The sequence below is a fragment of the Leucobacter sp. UT-8R-CII-1-4 genome, from assembly GCF_030010235.1.
Classification (GTDB): Bacteria; Actinomycetota; Actinomycetes; order Actinomycetales; family Microbacteriaceae; genus Leucobacter.
Window position 1 is genome coordinate 276250 of record NZ_JASCRS010000003.1, and the last position, 17207, is coordinate 293456.

12 protein-coding genes are annotated in these 17207 nt (G+C 60.5%); 8 read left to right on the top strand and 4 right to left on the bottom strand.

The window, feature by feature from the left end:
- Positions 1-10 precede the first annotated feature (10 nt).
- Both QBL02_RS08605 and QBL02_RS08610 read left to right on the top strand, forming a co-directional pair.
- Positions 11-1510 (top strand): DHA2 family efflux MFS transporter permease subunit, encoded by a 1500-nt coding sequence (locus QBL02_RS08605; RefSeq protein WP_282726004.1) that lies wholly within the window; start codon positions 11-13, stop codon positions 1508-1510.
- Positions 1511-1552: 42 nt separating this feature from the next.
- A complete protein-coding gene (locus QBL02_RS08610; RefSeq protein WP_282726208.1) occupies positions 1553-3421 on the top strand; it encodes an ABC transporter ATP-binding protein in 1869 nt (622 codons plus the stop codon).
- Positions 3422-3425: 4 nt separating this feature from the next.
- On the opposite strand, the gene lysA is transcribed toward QBL02_RS08610, so the two are convergent.
- Entirely contained in the window at positions 3426-4721 is a 1296-nt protein-coding gene (gene lysA / locus QBL02_RS08615; protein WP_282726005.1) for a diaminopimelate decarboxylase, read from the bottom strand.
- A 109-nt stretch (positions 4722-4830) separates the two neighbouring features.
- Here lysA and QBL02_RS08620 point away from each other — a divergent pair, with 109 nt between their 5' ends.
- On the top strand, positions 4831-5664 hold the full coding sequence (locus QBL02_RS08620; RefSeq protein WP_282726006.1) for a GntR family transcriptional regulator: 834 nt from the start codon (positions 4831-4833) through the stop codon (positions 5662-5664).
- A gap of 107 nt (positions 5665-5771) precedes the next feature.
- On the opposite strand, the gene QBL02_RS08625 is transcribed toward QBL02_RS08620, so the two are convergent.
- From QBL02_RS08625 to QBL02_RS08635, 3 genes are read right to left on the bottom strand one after another with little or no spacing between them, the layout of a single operon-like run.
- On the bottom strand, positions 5772-7418 hold the full coding sequence (locus QBL02_RS08625; protein ID WP_282726007.1) for an ABC transporter ATP-binding protein: 1647 nt from the start codon (positions 7416-7418) through the stop codon (positions 5772-5774).
- Complete coding sequence (locus QBL02_RS08630) at positions 7415-8449, bottom strand: ABC transporter permease (RefSeq protein WP_282726008.1); 1035 nt, start codon at positions 8447-8449, stop codon at positions 7415-7417. Before QBL02_RS08630 ends, QBL02_RS08625 begins: the two co-directional genes overlap by 4 nt.
- 15 nt (positions 8450-8464) lie before the next feature.
- The gene (locus QBL02_RS08635; protein ID WP_282726009.1) at positions 8465-9427 is read right to left on the bottom strand and encodes an ABC transporter permease; all 963 of its coding nucleotides are present in this window, start codon (positions 9425-9427) and stop codon (positions 8465-8467) included.
- A gap of 159 nt (positions 9428-9586) precedes the next feature.
- On the opposite strand from QBL02_RS08635, the gene QBL02_RS08640 reads away from it, so the two are divergent.
- From QBL02_RS08640 to QBL02_RS08660, 5 genes are all read left to right on the top strand, one after another.
- Positions 9587-11239, top strand: a complete 1653-nt coding sequence (locus QBL02_RS08640; protein ID WP_282726010.1) for an ABC transporter substrate-binding protein — start codon at positions 9587-9589, stop codon at positions 11237-11239.
- Positions 11240-11254: 15 nt separating this feature from the next.
- Positions 11255-12736, top strand: coding sequence for a M17 family metallopeptidase (locus tag QBL02_RS08645; protein WP_282726011.1), 1482 nt, complete (start codon positions 11255-11257; stop codon positions 12734-12736).
- A 156-nt stretch (positions 12737-12892) separates the two neighbouring features.
- Entirely contained in the window at positions 12893-14251 is a 1359-nt protein-coding gene (locus QBL02_RS08650) for a glutamate-1-semialdehyde 2,1-aminomutase (protein WP_282726012.1), read from the top strand.
- A gap of 26 nt (positions 14252-14277) precedes the next feature.
- Positions 14278-15735: an FGGY-family carbohydrate kinase gene (locus tag QBL02_RS08655; RefSeq protein WP_282726013.1), complete on the top strand. Its 1458-nt coding sequence runs from the start codon at positions 14278-14280 to the stop codon at positions 15733-15735.
- On the top strand, positions 15732-17198 hold the full coding sequence (locus tag QBL02_RS08660) for a serine hydrolase domain-containing protein (RefSeq protein ID WP_282726014.1): 1467 nt from the start codon (positions 15732-15734) through the stop codon (positions 17196-17198). Before QBL02_RS08655 ends, QBL02_RS08660 begins: the two co-directional genes overlap by 4 nt.
- Positions 17199-17207: the final 9 nt, after the last annotated feature.

Below are 17207 nucleotides of genomic sequence, written 5' to 3' on the forward strand. Positions count from 1 at the left end.
GTCTTGCTGGGTGAGTAATCCAGAGACTTCAGCGCCCCAGCCAGACCCGAAGATTAGGCCGTGGGCCGCACTCTGGACGCTCGTGCTCGGCTTCTTTATGATTCTGGTCGACACCACGATTGTCTCAGTCGCGAACCCATCGATCATGTCGGCGCTTGACACCACTATGACGGCGACGCTCTGGGCGACTAGCGCGTATCTGCTGGCTTACGCTGTGCCGCTTTTGATTACGGGTCGACTCGGTGATCGCTTCGGACCGCGTCGTATCTACCTCATTGGCTTGGTGATGTTCACCCTGTCATCGCTTGCGTGTGGGCTCTCGGGCAACATTGAGATGCTGATTGGCGCTCGTGTCTTCCAGGGTCTTGGTGCCGCGCTGATGACCCCGCAGACGATGGCCGTGATCACACGAATCTTCCCGCCGCGGGAGCGCGGATCGGCGATGGCTATCTGGGGTGTGACGGCAGGCGCGGCTACTCTGATCGGGCCAATTCTTGGCGGGTTCCTGCTTGATTCGCTCGGGTGGGAGTGGATCTTCTTTATTAATCTGCCGGTCGGCCTGATCGCCTTTGTGTTGACCCTGCGTTACGTGCCGGTACTGCCCACAAACGCACACCGTTTTGACTGGCTTGGTGTGGTGCTCAGCGCCGTCGGCATGTTCTTGCTGGTGTTTGGTATTCAAGAGGGCGAGAGTTTTGACTGGGGCATGATCTGGGGCCCAATCTCGGTGTGGAGCCTGATCATTTCTGGTGCCGTAGTGCTGGTGCTGTTCTTCGTTTGGCAGAAAGTGCAGCGCGGCGAGCCGCTGATTCCTCTTGAGATTTTCCGCGACCGAAATTTTTCGGTTGGCACTCTGGTCATCATTACCGTCGGTTTCTCGATCACGAGCATGAGCCTGCCACTGATGTTCTACCTGCAGCTCGTGCGTGGTCTCACGCCAACTCAATCGGCACTGATGATGGTGCCAATGGCAGTGCTGTCGATTGCGCTTGCGCGTCCAGTAGGTTTGCTGATCGACCGAAATGAACCTCAGCGTATGCCGCTTGTGGGGCTCGTTGGTGTGGCGGCAGGCATTCTGCTGTATTCGATGATGGCCACACCAGACACTTCGATCTGGTTGCTGTTGATTCCGAGCGCGGTGCTCGGTGTTGGCAATGCCTTTATGTGGGGTCCGCTCGCCTCGATCACGACTTTTGCATTGCCGCCAAAGCTCGCTGGTGCGGGTTCGGGCGTTTACAACACCAGTCGCCAGGTGGGTGCCGTGCTCGGTTCGGCTGCCATGGCCGTGTTGATGCAGTCGCGGCTGACCGCGCAATTTGGTGAGGCAGCTTCGTCGGCCGGTGGTTTCTCTGAGGGGCACGTCGGTGCATTGCCGGAGCCGCTGCGTGAGGGGTTTGCAACCGCGATGTCGCAGTCGATTCTGATGCCAATGGGAGTCATTCTTGTTGGTGCCGTAGTCGCGCTGTTCTTCGTGAAACGACCAACCAGGACTGGCCCAGTAAAGGTCTAATCACGCGGTGACGGTGGTGGGGGCTACCCTGAGACCATGAGCATGGGACAGGGCGGTGGGCCGGGGCGAGGATCGCGCGTCTCGGGCGGCGATATCGCCAAACAGCGCGAGCTGAACCGGCAAGCCCCCGAGGTTGAGGGTCTTGGCCGTCGCATCGCCGAGCTCTTTTCGCCGTACCGGGGCCGGCTTGGCATCATTATCGCTTTGGTTTTGGTGTCGGCAGCGCTCGGTATCGTGCCGCCGCTTATCACCCAACGGGTGTTTGACGATGGGCTTTTTCCGCCAAGCGGATCACCCAACATGCCAGTGCTTATCTGGCTGGTCACGATCATGTTGCTCGTGTTCGTCGTAAGCCAGGTGCTCGGCATCGTGCAAACGAAGTTCACTGCCGAGGTCGGCAATAGCGTGATGGGTGACCTCAGGGTCAAGCTTTTCTCGCATCTGCAATCGATGGAGCTCGGCTTTTTCACTCGTACAAAAACCGGGGTGATCCAGTCTCGTCTGCAAAACGATGTGGGCGGCGTAGCGAGCGTGCTCTCGAACACGGTCTCAAGCGTGATCGGCAACACCGTCACGGTGATCGCGGCTTTTGTCGCCATGTTGCTGCTGAGCTGGCAACTCACAATCATTGCTCTTGTACTCTTGCCGATTCTTGTTGCTGGGCAGCGCAGAGTCGGTCAGATTCGAGCACGAATCGCAGGCGAAACCCAAGAGTCGCTCAGCGAAATGAGCGCGATTACTCAAGAGGCGCTCTCGGTGTCGGGCGTGCTGCTCGCAAAAACCTATTCGCGCCAGCGAGCAGAGACCGAGCGCTACGCGGTTGAGAACAACAACCAGATCAGACTTCAGGTGCGCCAGGCTATGAGTGGCCAGCTCTTCTTCGGTGTTATTCAGGTCTTCATGTCTGCCGTGCCAGCCATTGTCTACCTCGTCTCTGGCTGGATCATTGCCAATGCGCAGGGCCAGGGTTTCGACGCCGGTATCACCGCGGGCACCATCGTCGCTTTCACCACGGTGCAGGCCAGACTGCTCTTCCCGATGATGGCACTGATGCGGGTCGCGCTCGATCTGCAGACCTCGAGAGCGCTTTTCGCCCGCATCTTTGAATACCTTGATCTTGAACCGGCGATCCTCGATGCTGCAGACGCAAAAGAGCCAAACGAAACAGGCGAACGAGCCGGGCGCGTGCAATTTGAGCGGGTCACTTTCCGCTATCCGGATGCTGCCGTCGAGAGCGCGCCCACGCTTGATCGGGTCTCATTCACAGTTGAACCCGGCGAGTTTGTCGCTTTTGTTGGAGCCTCAGGGTCTGGCAAGACCACTATCGGATCGCTGATCCCCCGTCTCTATGAGGCCAGCGAAGGCAGCGTGCGCTATGCCGGGGAGGACGTGCGTACGCTTCGCCAAGAGGCGCTGATGGACAGGATCGGCGTGGTCACCCAGGAGCCCTACCTCTTTCACGCAAGTATCGCCGACAACCTTCGTTACGCTGACCCCGAGGCGAGCCAAGAACAGATTGAGGCTGCCGCTAAACTCGCCAATATTCATGAGACCATCGTGTCTTTTGAACAGGGTTACGACACGATTGTTGGCGAGCGCGGCTACCGGCTTTCAGGCGGCGAGAAGCAGCGGATCGCCATCGCGCGAGTGCTGCTGAAGAACCCGCGGGTGTTGGTGCTCGACGAAGCGACCAGTGCGCTCGACACCGTCAACGAACGTATTGTTCAGCGTGCGCTTGATGACGCCCGCAGCGGGCGCACCACCATCGCTATTGCGCATCGGCTTTCGACCATTGTCGACGCCGACCGTATCTACGTAGTCTCGGCGGGGCGCATCATCGAGCAGGGCAGCCACGAGGAGCTACTTGAGTTCGATGGCGCCTACGCCGAACTGTACGCACAGCAGAGCTGATTGGTTAGCTTTCGAGAGCGGGTGCGTGTGTAGCGAGCAGGTCGGCGTAGGTCTCGCGGCGAGTGACCAGTCGTGCTTTGCTTTCGCTCACAAAAACAATGGCTGGCTTGAGCGCGCCGTTGTAATTGTTTGAAGTGGTGTACGAGTAGGCGCCTGTGGTCGCCATGACCAGCACATCACCGACCTCTGCGCGTGGCAACTCAGCTCCGTCAATCAGCAGATCGCCCGACTCGCACTGTCGGCCGACCAACTGCACGCTCTCGGCAGCAGCCTCATCGGCGCGGTTCGCGAGTATCGCCTCGTAGCGCTGCTGAGTGAGCGCAACATCAAGCTGATCTGCCATGCCGCCGTCGACGGCGACGAACACCTGACCGGTGCGTTTCACAGAAACCACACGGTACACGCTGACACCGGCGCGTGCCACGAGCGAGCGACCGGGTTCGATCAGCAGGCGCGCGTCAGCTGGCAGGTGTGCTCGGGCAGCGGCGACAATTGCGTCGAGGTATGACTCGACGCTTGGCGCATCATCACTGTGGGTGTAGCGCACCCCGAGGCCGCCGCCAATGTCGTAGGTAGGAAACTCGCCAGCGGTTGAGATCTTTGCAACGGCTTCGGCGAATTGCGTGGTGTTCAGGATCTGCGAGCCGATGTGCAAGTGCACGCCCTCGAAACGCATCATCGGGTGCGTGCGCATGCGCGCGATGGCCGCGAGGGCCTGATCCATCGGCAGGCCAAACTTTGAGCGGGTGCCGCCGGTGGCTTGTGAGGCGTGAGTTTCGGCCTCGACGCCTGGGATCACGCGAAGCAGCAGCGCCTGAGGCTCGGTGAGCAGTGCGTCTAGGCGATCCAACTCGTCTTCGTTGTCAACGATGATGGTGCCAACACCGCGTTCAATAGCAAACGCGAGTTCTTCGCTGGTTTTCGCGTTGCCATGAAAGTAGATGCGCGCTGGATCGACACCGGCTGCGAGGGCGAGGTGCAGTTCGCCAGCGCCGGCCACATCGACGGCGAGTCCCTCTTCTTGGGCGATCTGGTACATGCCGACGGCGGGTAGTGATTTTGAGGCGAAGAGCACGTCGGAGTTTGGCCAGCGTTCGCGCAGGCCGGTGACAAATCGACGGGCTTGTTCGCGAAGTCCCTGCTCATCAAACACATGCAGCGGTGTGCCGAATTGTTCGGCGAGTTCGGTGATGGCGACGCCGCCAATTCGAAGTTCGCCACTGGCCGAGACGTCGCTGTGCTCGGGCAGCATTCCGCTCAGGCGTGCCGCGTGAGAGTCGTGTGCTGGCGCTGCGGTCATGAGTCCTCCTGGATTCTTGTTATACCTAGCAGTATATGACGAGACAATAGCTTGCTACTCTAGGTTGACGAATTATAAGTTCACGATGGTGTAAACCGGAGGTATCGCGTTGGCAACGACAACATCGGGTGTGCCGACACCACCCCAGCCGGCAGCCGGTCGAGAGCTGCGCTACCAGCGCGTCTACGACCTTGTACTGCGCCTCATTGAAGAGGATGGCCTAGAGCCAGGCGACAAACTGCCCAGCACGGCAGAACTCACAAAACTTGCTGACGTAAGTGTGATCTCGGTGCGCAGAGCGCTCGACGAACTCGACCACGACGGCGTAATCGAGCGCCACCAGGGCCTCGGCACTTTTGTTGCAAAACCGCGCTTGATCAGTCAGCCCGGTCGCGCGGGCGCACTGCTGGGCACAATCTCGCAAGATGAACGCCCAGTTGAGTTTTCAACCAAGCTGGTGCGCATCGCTGTGGGTATGCCGAGCCGCAATCACGTTCGTGCGCTCGACATTCAAGAAGGGCAGCCGGTCTGGGAGATTACCCGTGTGCGCCTACGCGACGGCCGCGAAACCGTCGCCGAGCGCGCAACCCTACCGCTGAGCCTCGTGCCCGCGCTTGACGAAGAACAGCTGGCCGAAGGCCGCTCGCTCTATGAACTGCTCGAAGAACGCCACGGCATCTCTGAAGCCTACGCAGAGCAGGTGTTTCAAGTGGATCGCCCAAGTCAGTGGGAACGAGAACTGCTCGGGCTCGGACCAAACGACACTGTGATGCGCGTGCGCGGTGTGAGCTACACCGAAGACGATGTTGCCTTCGACTCGTACCAGCAGTCCTACCGGGCCGACGAGTTCTTGTTTTACGTGCAGGGCTCACGCTCCACACCGCGCCTATTGAACCCCGAGTCAGTTGGCTCATGGGGAGTGCGTGCGCTGGGCGGCGAATAAGCGATCAGCCGCCGACAGCCAGAAGCTGGCCGCACAGGCGTCCGAGCAAAACGTGGGGGCCGCACCTCTCAAAGATAAGGTGCGGCCCCCACGTTTTTGCCCGAATACTACGCGTTTGAGTGCGCAGGGTCTGGGCTCGGAATGCTGTTGATGAGCAACTGGGTATACGGATCCCGCGGGTGATTCACCACCTCGTCTGGCGTGCCTGACTCAATGATTCGGCCCTCGCGCATCACAATAATTCGGTCGGCGTACTCCGCCGCAGTCGAAAGATCGTGTGTGATCATCAAAATGCCAAGGCCCGCAGAGTCTTTGAGATCTGCAAGCAGTTTCAACACACCCGAGCGCACCGATACGTCGAGCATGCTGACCGGCTCATCTGCCAACAGCAGCGAGGGCGTGAGCACGAGTCCCGAAGCGATCGCGACGCGCTGCCGCTGACCGCCCGAAAGCTGGTGCGGGTATCGATACAGGTAGTTCTCAACGGGGGTGAGGCCAACCGATTCGAGAGCCGCCTCGATCCGCTGCATACGCTCAGCCCGACTGCCTCCGACCCGGTGAATCAGCAGCGGCTCTTCAAGGGTGTCAGCGACAGTGAAGCGCACATCGAGCGACTCGTACGGGTCCTGGAAGATTGGCTGCACCTTGGAACGCAAGGTTTTGCGTTCTTTTCTGCGCGCACCAAGAGCCGCAATGCCATCAACGGAGATGCTGCCTGTCGCCTCGGGCACGAGGCCCATAATCGACTGCAGGGTGGTCGTCTTCCCACAGCCAGACTGGCCCACCAGCGCCACCATTTCGCCGCGCTCAACGCTGAACGAAATCCCATCAACCGCAAGGTGATCGCGCTTGCCGGCGTAGTGCACCGTGAGGTTGCTCACCGAGAGCAACGGCTCAGGTTTACTGCCAGCCGCACTCGTCGCACCAGTGGTGCTTTCTGCGCGATCGGCTGTCGCAACCTGCGCGATATCGGGGGTCGATTCAAAAAGCGTGCGGGTGTATGGATGGGCAGGGTTGCGATAAAGCTGTTCAACCTCGCCCACCTCAACAATTTCGCCCGCCTGCATGACGGCTGCCCGAGAACAACTCTGCGCAACCACACCAAGGTCGTGGGTTACCAGAATCACAGCGAGGCCGAGACGGTCAGAAAGCTCAACGAGGAGCTTCAGAATCTGATCCTGTACCACCACGTCGAGCGCCGTGGTGGGCTCGTCGGCGAGCAGCACTTTCGGCTCACAAGAGAGCGCCATCGCGATAACCGCGCGCTGCTTCATGCCACCAGAAAGCTCATGCGGGTAGCGCTTCTCGGTGCCTTCAGGCAGGCCAACAAGGCCGAGCAGCTCGCGAACGCGCTCGGCAATGCTTTCCCGAGCGAATCCGTGAAAACGCAGCGCCTCTTCGATCTGCCAGCCAATTGTCTTCACCGGGTTGAACGCGCTCATCGCGCCCTGGAACACCATCGCAATGTCTTTCCAGCGATGAGGGCGCACGGTCGCATCGCCGCCAGCAATGATGTCTTTGCCCTCAAGCAGAATCTGGCCACTTACTGTCGCATTTGCGGGCAAGAGGCCGAGGGCCGCGAGAATCGTGGTGGTTTTGCCGCAGCCTGACTCGCCGACTAAGCCCAGTCGCTCGCCCGGTGCGAGGCTCAGGTTGATGCCGTGCACAGTCTCAATGTCTTCGCCCTGGTCGTTTGCGAACCAGACACGCAGATCACGAATCTCAAGAACCGGGGTGGTGTCTGCTGCGGTCATTCGCCCGCTCCGTTCGTCTTGTCTGTGGTGGCGGTTGTGTCGGCTGCGCTTCGGTTTTTGCGTTTCACCGGATCGCGCGGCTTGGCATCTTCGGTCGAGCCAAGTGGGCGAATCGCCCAGGTGCGCAGTGCGAGGTGCGAGATCTTCAGGCGCGGGTTGAGTGCGTCTTCGATTGCGCGACCGACAAGATAGCAACCGAGAATCAGCAGCGCGACTGCGATGCCAGCGGGCACGATGGCCCACCACGCACCGGTGCTAATGGCTGCGCGGGTGAAGGCGCGTTCCATGATCACGCCCCAGGTCACGGTGTTCGGATCTGAGAGGCCCAGGAAGGCGAGTGCGGTTTCGTTGAAGATTGCCACGGTGATGGCTAGCACGCCGCTTGCGGCAAGCAGGGGACCGAGCTGCGGCAGAATGTGCCGCATGATGATGCGCAGGTGACTTCCGCCGAGCGCTTCGACTCGGCGCACGTAAACGCGTTCGCGCAGGCTCTTCACCTGTGAACGAACAATACGCGCGGTGCCAGTCCACATCAGCACGCCGATCACGATGATCACGTGGTTGAGGCTGGGGCCCCAGACCGCCGCGATTACGATCATCAGCACGATCTGAGGAATCACGAGGAAGTAATCGGTGATCCGCATGAGAACCGAATCAACCCAGCCGCCGAAGTAACCAGAAATGATGCCAACAGCAGAGCCGATCACAATCGCGATGAGAGCTGCAGTGAAGCCCACCCACATCGAGACGCGACCGCCCTCAAGCACGAGGGTGAGCACGTCAACTCCGCCATCGTCGCAGCCGAACCAGTGCGCTGACGATGGTGCTTCGAAGACTCCGCAGCTCACCTCGTTGCCGGAGTAGGGGGTGAGTACCGGGGCGAAGATCGACATCAGTAAGAAGCCGGCGATGATGGCGAGGCCGATGATGGCGCTCGGCTGCCGAATAGCTGTGGCGAATGCGCCGCGGCGGCGATCGCGAGGCCTACGCTTGCGCGGCAGTGAGAAAACGGTGGTGCCTGGTGAGGTCATGGTTTTGCTCCCTGCTTAATCTGAGACTCGTGGGTCGAGCCACGCGTATGCGAGGTCGGCGAGGTAGTTGAAGATGACAACGGTAATGGTGATCACGAGGAACCCGCCTTGCAGCATCGGATAGTCACGTTGCAGTACCGCTTGGTAAAGCTCGCGGCCAATGCCTGGCCAGGAGTAAATGACCTCGATGAGGATTGCGCCGCTCACCACTGTTCCGAGGGCGAGTGCAATCATCGTGACGGTTGGCAGCATGGCGTTGCGAACCGAGTATGAGCGAATGATGCGGCCGCGAGGCAAACCTTTGGCGCGCGCGGTGAGCACGTAATCCTCGCCGAGGGTTTCTAGTACCGAGGATCGAATGATCAGCAGGTATTCGGCGTAGAGGGTCAGCGCGAGTGTGGTCACCGGCAATATCAAGTGCCGCAGTCTGTCTGCGAATTGTTCACCGGGGCTGAGCGCTATGGCGAATGGATCGGCCATGCCTGCCGATGGCAGCACGCCTGCGAAGAAGATCAGCAGCATGGCGCCAACAAACTGGGTGGGGAACGCGTAGAAGAGCACCGAGATGTTGGTCATCGCGTGGTCAAAGAACGTGCCTCGACGCACGGCGCTCAGCACACCTAAGGTGATGCCGATGATGAGCGCAATGATCGTGCCGGTGAGTACGAGTGGGAGCGTGTTCATAAAGGCATCGGCAAGATTTGATGCAACGGGCTGCCGGTTGGAGAAGGAGATACCCAGATTGCCGGTGAAGAGGCCCTTGATGTAGAGCACGTACTGCTCCCAGAGCGGCTTGTCGATGCCGAATTGCGCTTCAAGTGCTGCCTTCATCTCGGCAGAGGCGCCTGGAACTCGAGAGAGTCTATTGGCGGCTGAGCCCGGCAAGATTCGGAAGAGCAGGAAGTTGATGGTCACGGCAACGAAGACCGTGACGAGCGCAAACAGTGTCCTGCGCCAGATATATCGTCCTCGATGCATCAATGTTCCTTTCAGTGCAGCAGCGGTGCGTGCGGCCCGAAATTACTTCGGGCGATGGAACTACATTACTGCCTATATGAGAAGTAGCGCCATATAGTATGCTAAGCCTACTGAGGCAGGTGCGCGAGCCGCGCGTACCAAGCAGTCGATGGAGGATCAATGAAGATCGCAGTACGCGCGGGTATGGCTTTAGCAGCCGCAGCCGCACTAGTTGTATCAGTCGCCGCTTGTTCGCCAGGTGGCTCAGGGGGAGGAAACGGCAACTTCTTGCGAGTTGGCTCAACCGCAGTGGTTGACTCCTTGAACCCCTTCGTCTCGGATTCTGACTACTCGAGCGTGATGTACCAGTACGTGTACCCGCACCTCACTGAGTATGACGAGAATCTTGAGATCGTCCCCTCGTTTGCAGAGTCCTGGGAGACCAACGAAGACGGCACCGTCTGGACCTTCAACACGGTAAAAGACGTTAAGTGGAGCGATGGAGAGGCCCTCGACGCTGAGGATGTCGCCTTCACCGCAAACATGATTCTTGAGTACGCAAATGGCCCAACCGGTATTCTCTCGGGCTGGGTTGCGCACCTGAACAATGCTGAAGCTACCGACGCCAACACTGTGGTTTTCACCTATGACGCGCCCGTCGCGAATGTGTTGACCCAGGTGCAGGCGCTGCACATCTTGCCAGAGCACATCTGGGCGCCAAAGGCGACCGGTGACGGCATCGATATCACTAGCTTTGACAATGCTCCACCGATTGTTTCGGGCGGTCCATTCACACTTGAGTCCTACAAAAAGGACCAGATGATGATGTTTAAGACCAATCCGAGCTGGTACGGCAAAGCGCCAGAAATTGATGGCTGGGGTCTGCAGTTCTTCGCGAACGATGACGCAATGGTGTCTGCTCTGAAGAGCGGCCAGGTTGACATGGTTGGTCTCACTACTCCGCCTACAGCGGTTGAAAAGCTCAAGTCAGACGGCATGGTCGTGCAAACCGGGCAGAGCGTGTCAATTAAGAACGTCATCATCAACACCAACCCAGAGAAGACTTCGCATCGCGAACTGCTCAACCCTGAGGTGCGCAAAGCGCTTGAATATGGCATCGACCGCAACGAAATCGTTGAGCAGACCTACCTCGGTCATGCAGAGCCGGGTTCGACCCTGCTTGCTCCAATCTCAGGTTTTAAGAACGAAGAACTGCCGGGCTTGCCATTCGATATTGAGGCAGGTAACAAGATCCTTGATGACCTCGGCTACCTGCCGGGCGCAGACGGTGTGCGTGTCGCCGATGGCGAGCGTATGGCTTACGAGCTGATCTTCCCAACCGCAGAATCGGGTTCGGGTGACCGTGCGTTCCAGACCATGCAGCGCGGCTGGGAACAGCTTGGCATTAAGGTCGAGCAGCGCAAGATGGACTCTGATGCTGCTTGGGATGCCATCACCGCCCCAGAGAACAAATACCTCGATTTCGACATCGCAATGTGGAACTGGGCGCCACCCTACGAGCCAGACTTCATTCTGAGCACGCTCACCTGCGATTCGCTCGGCGGTAACTCCGATAGCGGCTACTGCAACCCGGCCTACGACGAGCTCTACAAGGCACAGGGCACTGAGCTTGATGTTGAAAAGCGTCACGCAATTATCGATGAGATGCAGCAGGTTATCTTCGATGATCGCCCGTACATCGTGTACGCCTACCCGAACGTTATCGAGGCTTACAACCCAGCGTGGGATGGCTTTGTGCTTTCGCCGCTGATTGGATCGATTAACAACCTTTCGACGCAGACTCTCACAGGTGTGCATCGAGTAGAAAACTAAAGGAAAGGGCGCGACGTGCAGGCATCGCATCTTCTATTGCTCGGAAACGAGTGGGATACCGACGGGCAACGCCCGGCGTCGGACGGAATCGCTGGTCTTGCTGCGGCTCTGCAGCTGAGTGAGCGTGACCTCGCGGCGGCGGTTGCTGCTGCGTTGCCGACCGAACGCAATGCGGATCCCGGGAAGATTGTGGTCCCTGCGCCCGCTGGCCCGGCCACCGTGGCCGTGTGTGCGCTGCCCCCAGTGCACCGCGGCCCCGGTGCGCCAAGCACGGCCGAGCGTCTCCTTGAGGCTGGGCTTCGCCTCGGCGGGGCAAGCGCTGGCCTTGGCACTATTTGGTTCTCTGGTCGTGTCGACGGCTCGAGTGATACCGGCCACCTGATTGCTTCGCTTCGCGATGCGCTGTGGGCGGGAGTTTGGCTCGCGACTCAAGAACCCGCTGCCGCGCTCAATGAAGCCCGTAGGCCGGTGTTCGGTGACGGCGTGGCCGTTTCTGAGGCTGCCGAACTTGGTGTGCGTGCTCGCGCCTGGGTGCGGATGCTCTCGGAGCGTCCCGCGAATCTGCTTGGGCCCGAGCAGCTGGGGGCAGAAATTGTGCGCCTGGTGAACGAGATGGGTCGTAGCGTTGACGTCGAATTGTGGACGGCGGAAGAGGCGGCCTCGCGCGGTTTTGGTGCGGTTAACGCAGTTGGCGGTGGATCGGCACGGCCGCCATACGTAGCGAAACTGCGCTGGGCTGGATCGGCCGCGACCGGGTCAGATGCAACGCTCGGTGTGGTGGGCAAGGGAATTACCTTTGATACCGGCGGTCTGAACGTGAAGCGTGATTCGGGCGAGCTTGCTTGGATGAAGAGCGATATGGCTGCGGCTGCCACGGTCGCGGCTGCCCTTGTGCTTGCTTCGCGCACGAGCGAGGCCGGTGCGCCGGTTGAGGTGATTCTTCCGCTCTGTGACAATGCGGTGTCGGGCAGCTCGGTGCGCCCAGGCGATGTTATTACGCACCCAGACGGTCGCACGACCGAGGTGGTAGACACCGACTGCGAGGGTCGTCTCGTGATTGCCGATGGGCTTGCCTGGCTGCGCAAGCAGGGTGCTGCCGCAGTGATTGATATGGGCACACTGACCGATGGGGGTGCTGGTCTTCGACGAGCTGGTCTGTGGTCAAACGATGCCGAGTTCGCCGCGCAATTGCAGCGCCTTGGTGACGAAGCGGTTGATCCGCTTTGGGCGATCCCACTGCCCTACGGAGAAGATGAAGTTCTTGAGAGCCGGGTTGCCGATGCGAAAAACGCGCCGATGGACAGGCCGGATGTTGGTCGCCACGCTGCGACGTTCTTGGCGGAGTTCGTGGGCGAGGTTCCCTGGGGTCACCTAGACATTGGCGGCGTCGCGTACCTCGAATCATCAATCGCTGGCTGGCCTGAGGGTCCGACGGGCGCGATGACGTTTGCGGTTGCTGAGGCCATGCGTGCCTGGGCTGCTGGCTCACTTCGTTAGTCGCGCGTTGTCTCGCGGTGAAGTTTTGCACCGTTGCAATCCCTGTTCGCTGCACCGGCGCAGTGCGCAGGGATTGCATACACATGACAAGTGTGTATATGCTTGGTATAACAAGATAGCGGCGGGGTTTCCTCCGCGGTAATTGAAAGGCTCAACGTGGACCTCACATTTGATTCAGCGTTCCCATCGCGCACCGCGCGTTCTCGCGAACTTTTTGAGCGCGCAAAGCTCACGATTCCCGGCGGCGCAGGCAGCACCGCGCGTCTGCCGCGCAACGGCTGGAACCCATACCCGCTGTTCATCGAACAGGGTCAGGGCTCACGCATCACCGACGTAGACGGCAACGAATACGTCGACTACCTGCTTGGCCTAGGACCAGACATTCTTGGCCACCGCCACCCGGTTGTCACCGAAGCCGTCGTCAAGGCGATCCAGGAGCAGGGCACCAGCTTCGGACTGCCCTACGAACTCGAGATTGAGGCATCTGAAAAAGTCGTCGCAGCGGTTCCCGGCGTTGAACAGGTTCGTTTCGCGAACTCGGGATCTGAAGCAGTTGGCCAGGCGATCCGCATCGCCCGGGCAACCACCGGTCGTCGCATCATCGTTCGCTTCGAGGGCCTGTACCACGGCTGGCAGGACAGCGTCTACTGGTCGAACCACGTTGACCTGGACAAGGCAGGCCCAGCGGACCGCCCACGCCCAGTCGCAATGGGTCTTGGTGTGCCAGCAGAACTCGAGGAAACCCTCGTTGTGCTGACCTGGAACGATGCAGAGAGCTTCGTCAAGCTGATGGAAGAGCGCGGTGAGGAAATCGCTGCCGTAATCACCGAGCCAGCAGTACTCAACACCGGTTGCATCCTGCCAGAGCCCGGCTACCTGGAGCTGCTACGCAGCGAAACCCAGAAGTACGGCGCAATGCTGATCTTTGACGAGGTCATCACCGGCTTCCGTATCGCCCGCGGCGGAGCCCACGAGTACTACGGCGTGATTCCCGACCTGACCACCTATGCAAAGGGTGTTGGCGGAGGCTTCCCAGTTGCAGCAATCGGCGGCACCAAGGAAGCAATGCGCCTGATCGCAGACGGCACCTACTCGCACTCGGGCACCTACAACGCAAACGTCGTGCAGTGTGCAGCAGTCTCGGCAACGATGGATCTGCTCGCAGAGCCAGGGCTCTACGAGCGCCAGCGAGCACTCGGTGATCGCCTTGCGCGCGGTCTCGAATCGATTGCCAACGAGAACGGAATCGACGCGTATGTCACCGGACTCGGTACCGTGTTCCAGCTCTGGTTCGCAGACGGCCCGATCAAGAACTGGCGTGACGCAGTCGCAAACACCCGCGAGGGCGTGTTCAAGCGCTGGTACGAAGAAATGCTTGTGCGCGGCGTACTGTTCCACCCGCTACAGTTTGAGAACCTCTTTGTGTCGCTTGTGCACGACGACCGTGACATCGACGACACCCTTGAGGCCGCAGCAGGTGCCATGAAGGTGCTCAAGCAGGAATTCTCGCGCTAAGCGATTCAACGAAGAAAGGGCGCGGCATGACGCCTCCCGAGGGCATCGCGATCGGACTCGACCTAGGCACCTCAAGCCTCAAAGCAATAGCGGTCGGGGTCCAGTCCGGCCGGGTGCTCTTCAGGGAGCGGCAGCCGTACCCAACGCACCGACCAGAACTCGGTGCAGCCGAACAGGCACCGCAAGATTGGATGGCGGCGGCGATAGGCGCACTGGCGCGTCTCGCCGCCGCAACCGGGGCAGAACGTTGGGTAGGCATCGGACTCTCGGCGATGCTGCCGACCCTGGTCTGCCTCGATGCAGACGGTGAACCGGTTGGCAACGCCATCGTCTGGGAAGACACCAGAGCCGAAGCCGAAGCTGAATGGCTGAGACAAGAACACCCCGCAGCCGTCGCCTACCAGCGCACCGGACAGCAATTTGACGGGCGATACCTGGTGCCGATGTACCTGCGACTGCGCGAGCAAGACGCCGAGGTCGCCGCACGCACCACACGACTTGCCGGCGCAAAAGACTACCTATTTGAGCAGCTCACAGGCGAACTGCTCACCGACCCCTCTACCGCGGCGGGCAGCGGGGTCTACGACCTCACCACCGGTGACTATGCCACCGGACCCTGGCCAGAATTGCCGCCAGTAGTGCCATCAACCGCGTCGCGCGGCCTCGACGCTGGAGTCGCAAGACTCATCGGCGTGCGTGCGGGCATTCCTGTCGCACTCGGCGGTGCCGACTCAGTGCTTGGCGCAGAAGCGCTTGGCACGAGGCCCGGGCTCGACGTCGCAATTATCTCGGGCACCAGCACCGTAGTGCTTGGTACCCACACCGAACTTGAAATTCACCCAGACGGCAGGGCCCTCGTCACCCCGCTGGCCCGAGGCGGTTACGGCCTCGAAATGGATCTGGTTGCCACCGGATCAGCCTTCCAATGGTTGGCAAGCCTCACGGGTGCAGCGAGCGTCGCAGACCTTATTGCAGAAGCGATCGAGGTAGACCACCTCGCGGCCCCGAGCGTGCTGCCCTACCTTGGGCCGGGCGAACAGGGAGCGCTCTGGGAGCCAAACATTTTCGCTTCCTTCCAAGGGATCACCCTCGGCACCAGCAGAGGTGCACTCATGCGCGGCTTGCTCACCGGAGTCGTTCTCGAACTCCGACGCTGCATACTTGCGATTGCCGCGAGCGACCAGGGGCGCATTATTGCCTCGGGCAGCTCACTGACATCGCCACAAATGTTGCAAGACCTCGCAGACGCGTGCGGTCGTGAAGTGCTTGCTGATGTGAGCGACGCGGATCACTCAGCTCTCGGAGCAATCGACGCACTGCTTGAAGGCATCGGACTCCCACTACCTGAACGCAACACCGAACGCTCACGGTTCACACCCTCGGCAGCACAAACGGAGCTGTGGCAACAGCTCGCCGCTCGGCACGAGGGCGATCTTGGGCGTGAGCGCGAACGTGTTGCCGCTACCCGAGAGGCAGCACAGTGAACGAAGCAACACCTGACAACGCAGCCCAGACCGGCATACTGCACGCGCAACCCATCGGCGCCCTGATCAACGCGCTACTCACCTCTGCTCCGGTGAGCGGAGGAAGCGTCGCGATTTCGCGCGGCGAAACAATCGAGACTCGTGCCTTCGGCACACGCGGGCCAAACGGTGCGCCCGTAGATCCTCGTGACCGATTCGAAATCGGCTCAATTTCAAAAACCGTAGCTGCTCTCGCCGCAGCCCGGCTCGAAGTCGAGGGCAAGATTGCGCTAGACAGCCCGGTTCGCGACCACCTGCCGTGGCTAGTGCTGCCCGAAGGTGCGGGTGATCCAACGCTCAGACACCTGCTTGCGCACACCGCAGGCTGGATCGCGGGCAACTCTGCTGCCCCTGGAGAAGTCGCACAGGCGCTTTCGCTCACTGAATCTCGTGCGGTAACCGCACCGGGCGAGCGTTTTCACTACTCAAATGTGGGATACGTAGTGCTCGGCCTCGCGCTCGCCGAAGCAACCGGCACAAGCTTTGCGGCGCTCTTGCGCGAACAGCTCTTTGTGCCGCTTGGCATACCTGGCGCAATCGCGAGCATCACCGGCGCAGAACGTGAGCAGCTTTGCCCAGGCACCGTGCCAAGTCGGGATGATGCGCAGTGGGAACCGGGAGCGGCCCTGAGCGAGCAAAGCTGGGTCGAACCGGCGGGCGCCGACGGCAACGTTGCGGCGAGCGCACTCGAACTATTGCAGTTTGGGCGCGCCCTGAGCAACCCCGAAAGCTTCACCGGGCGAGCCCCCTGGCTCCCAGCCGCGGTTGCGGCAATCGCGACCCCCACCGCACCTAGCGGTGAAGACATTCTTGGAGCCGGCCCGCACCTCACAGTAAACGAAGCGCGCTACGGCCTCGGCGTAAACGTCGAACCCACCGATCTTGGCACTCTGCTCACGCACGGCGGCGGCATGATCGGATACGGTGCCTTCCTGATCGCGCACCCTGACTCAGACATTACGGTGGCCGTCACGCTCAGCACCCCGGGAGAATGGCCCCACGCTGAACTGCTGGCACGCGCTGTGCACGCCGAACTCGTTCGTGAGCACAGTGGCACGATCGCGGCAGGTGCCGACAACCCAGTAGCAGCGTTGCGAGTAAAACGTGCACCGCTCTCACCAGGCAACGAAGAACAAGCTCGGCTCTCCGGTCACTACCGCAGCTACACACCGTGGTGCCCACACTATGAAGTTGGTGTCTCTGCCGAGCCTGGCATTGCCGGACAGCTCGTCCTGCGCGCATATAGCGGAGTCGAAGCGCCAACCGAAGACACTCCGCTCGTGTCGATCAATGGAGACGACGCCTTCACCGTTGGCGCCGAAGCCGGCACACCAGAACGAGCACGCTTTGGCGATGTTATTGGCGGTGTCGCACAAACGTTGAACATCGACGGCTGCGTGTACTCGCGAGTCACCAGCCGATAGTACGCCCCG

Bases quoted from the DNA above. Each gene is read 5' to 3' on its own strand.
- QBL02_RS08625 (WP_282726007.1), bottom strand. From the start codon at position 7,418: ATGACCGCAGCAGACACCACCCCGGTTCTTGAGATTCGTGATCTGCGT.
- QBL02_RS08610 (WP_282726208.1), top strand. From the start codon at position 1,553: ATGGGACAGGGCGGTGGGCCGGGGCGAGGATCGCGCGTCTCGGGCGGC.
- QBL02_RS08635 (WP_282726009.1), bottom strand. From the start codon at position 9,427: ATGCATCGAGGACGATATATCTGGCGCAGGACACTGTTTGCGCTCGTC.
- QBL02_RS08640 (WP_282726010.1), top strand. From the start codon at position 9,587: ATGAAGATCGCAGTACGCGCGGGTATGGCTTTAGCAGCCGCAGCCGCA.
- lysA (WP_282726005.1), bottom strand. From the start codon at position 4,721: ATGACCGCAGCGCCAGCACACGACTCTCACGCGGCACGCCTGAGCGGA.
- QBL02_RS08655 (WP_282726013.1), top strand. From the start codon at position 14,278: ATGACGCCTCCCGAGGGCATCGCGATCGGACTCGACCTAGGCACCTCA.
- QBL02_RS08630 (WP_282726008.1), bottom strand. From the start codon at position 8,449: ATGACCTCACCAGGCACCACCGTTTTCTCACTGCCGCGCAAGCGTAGG.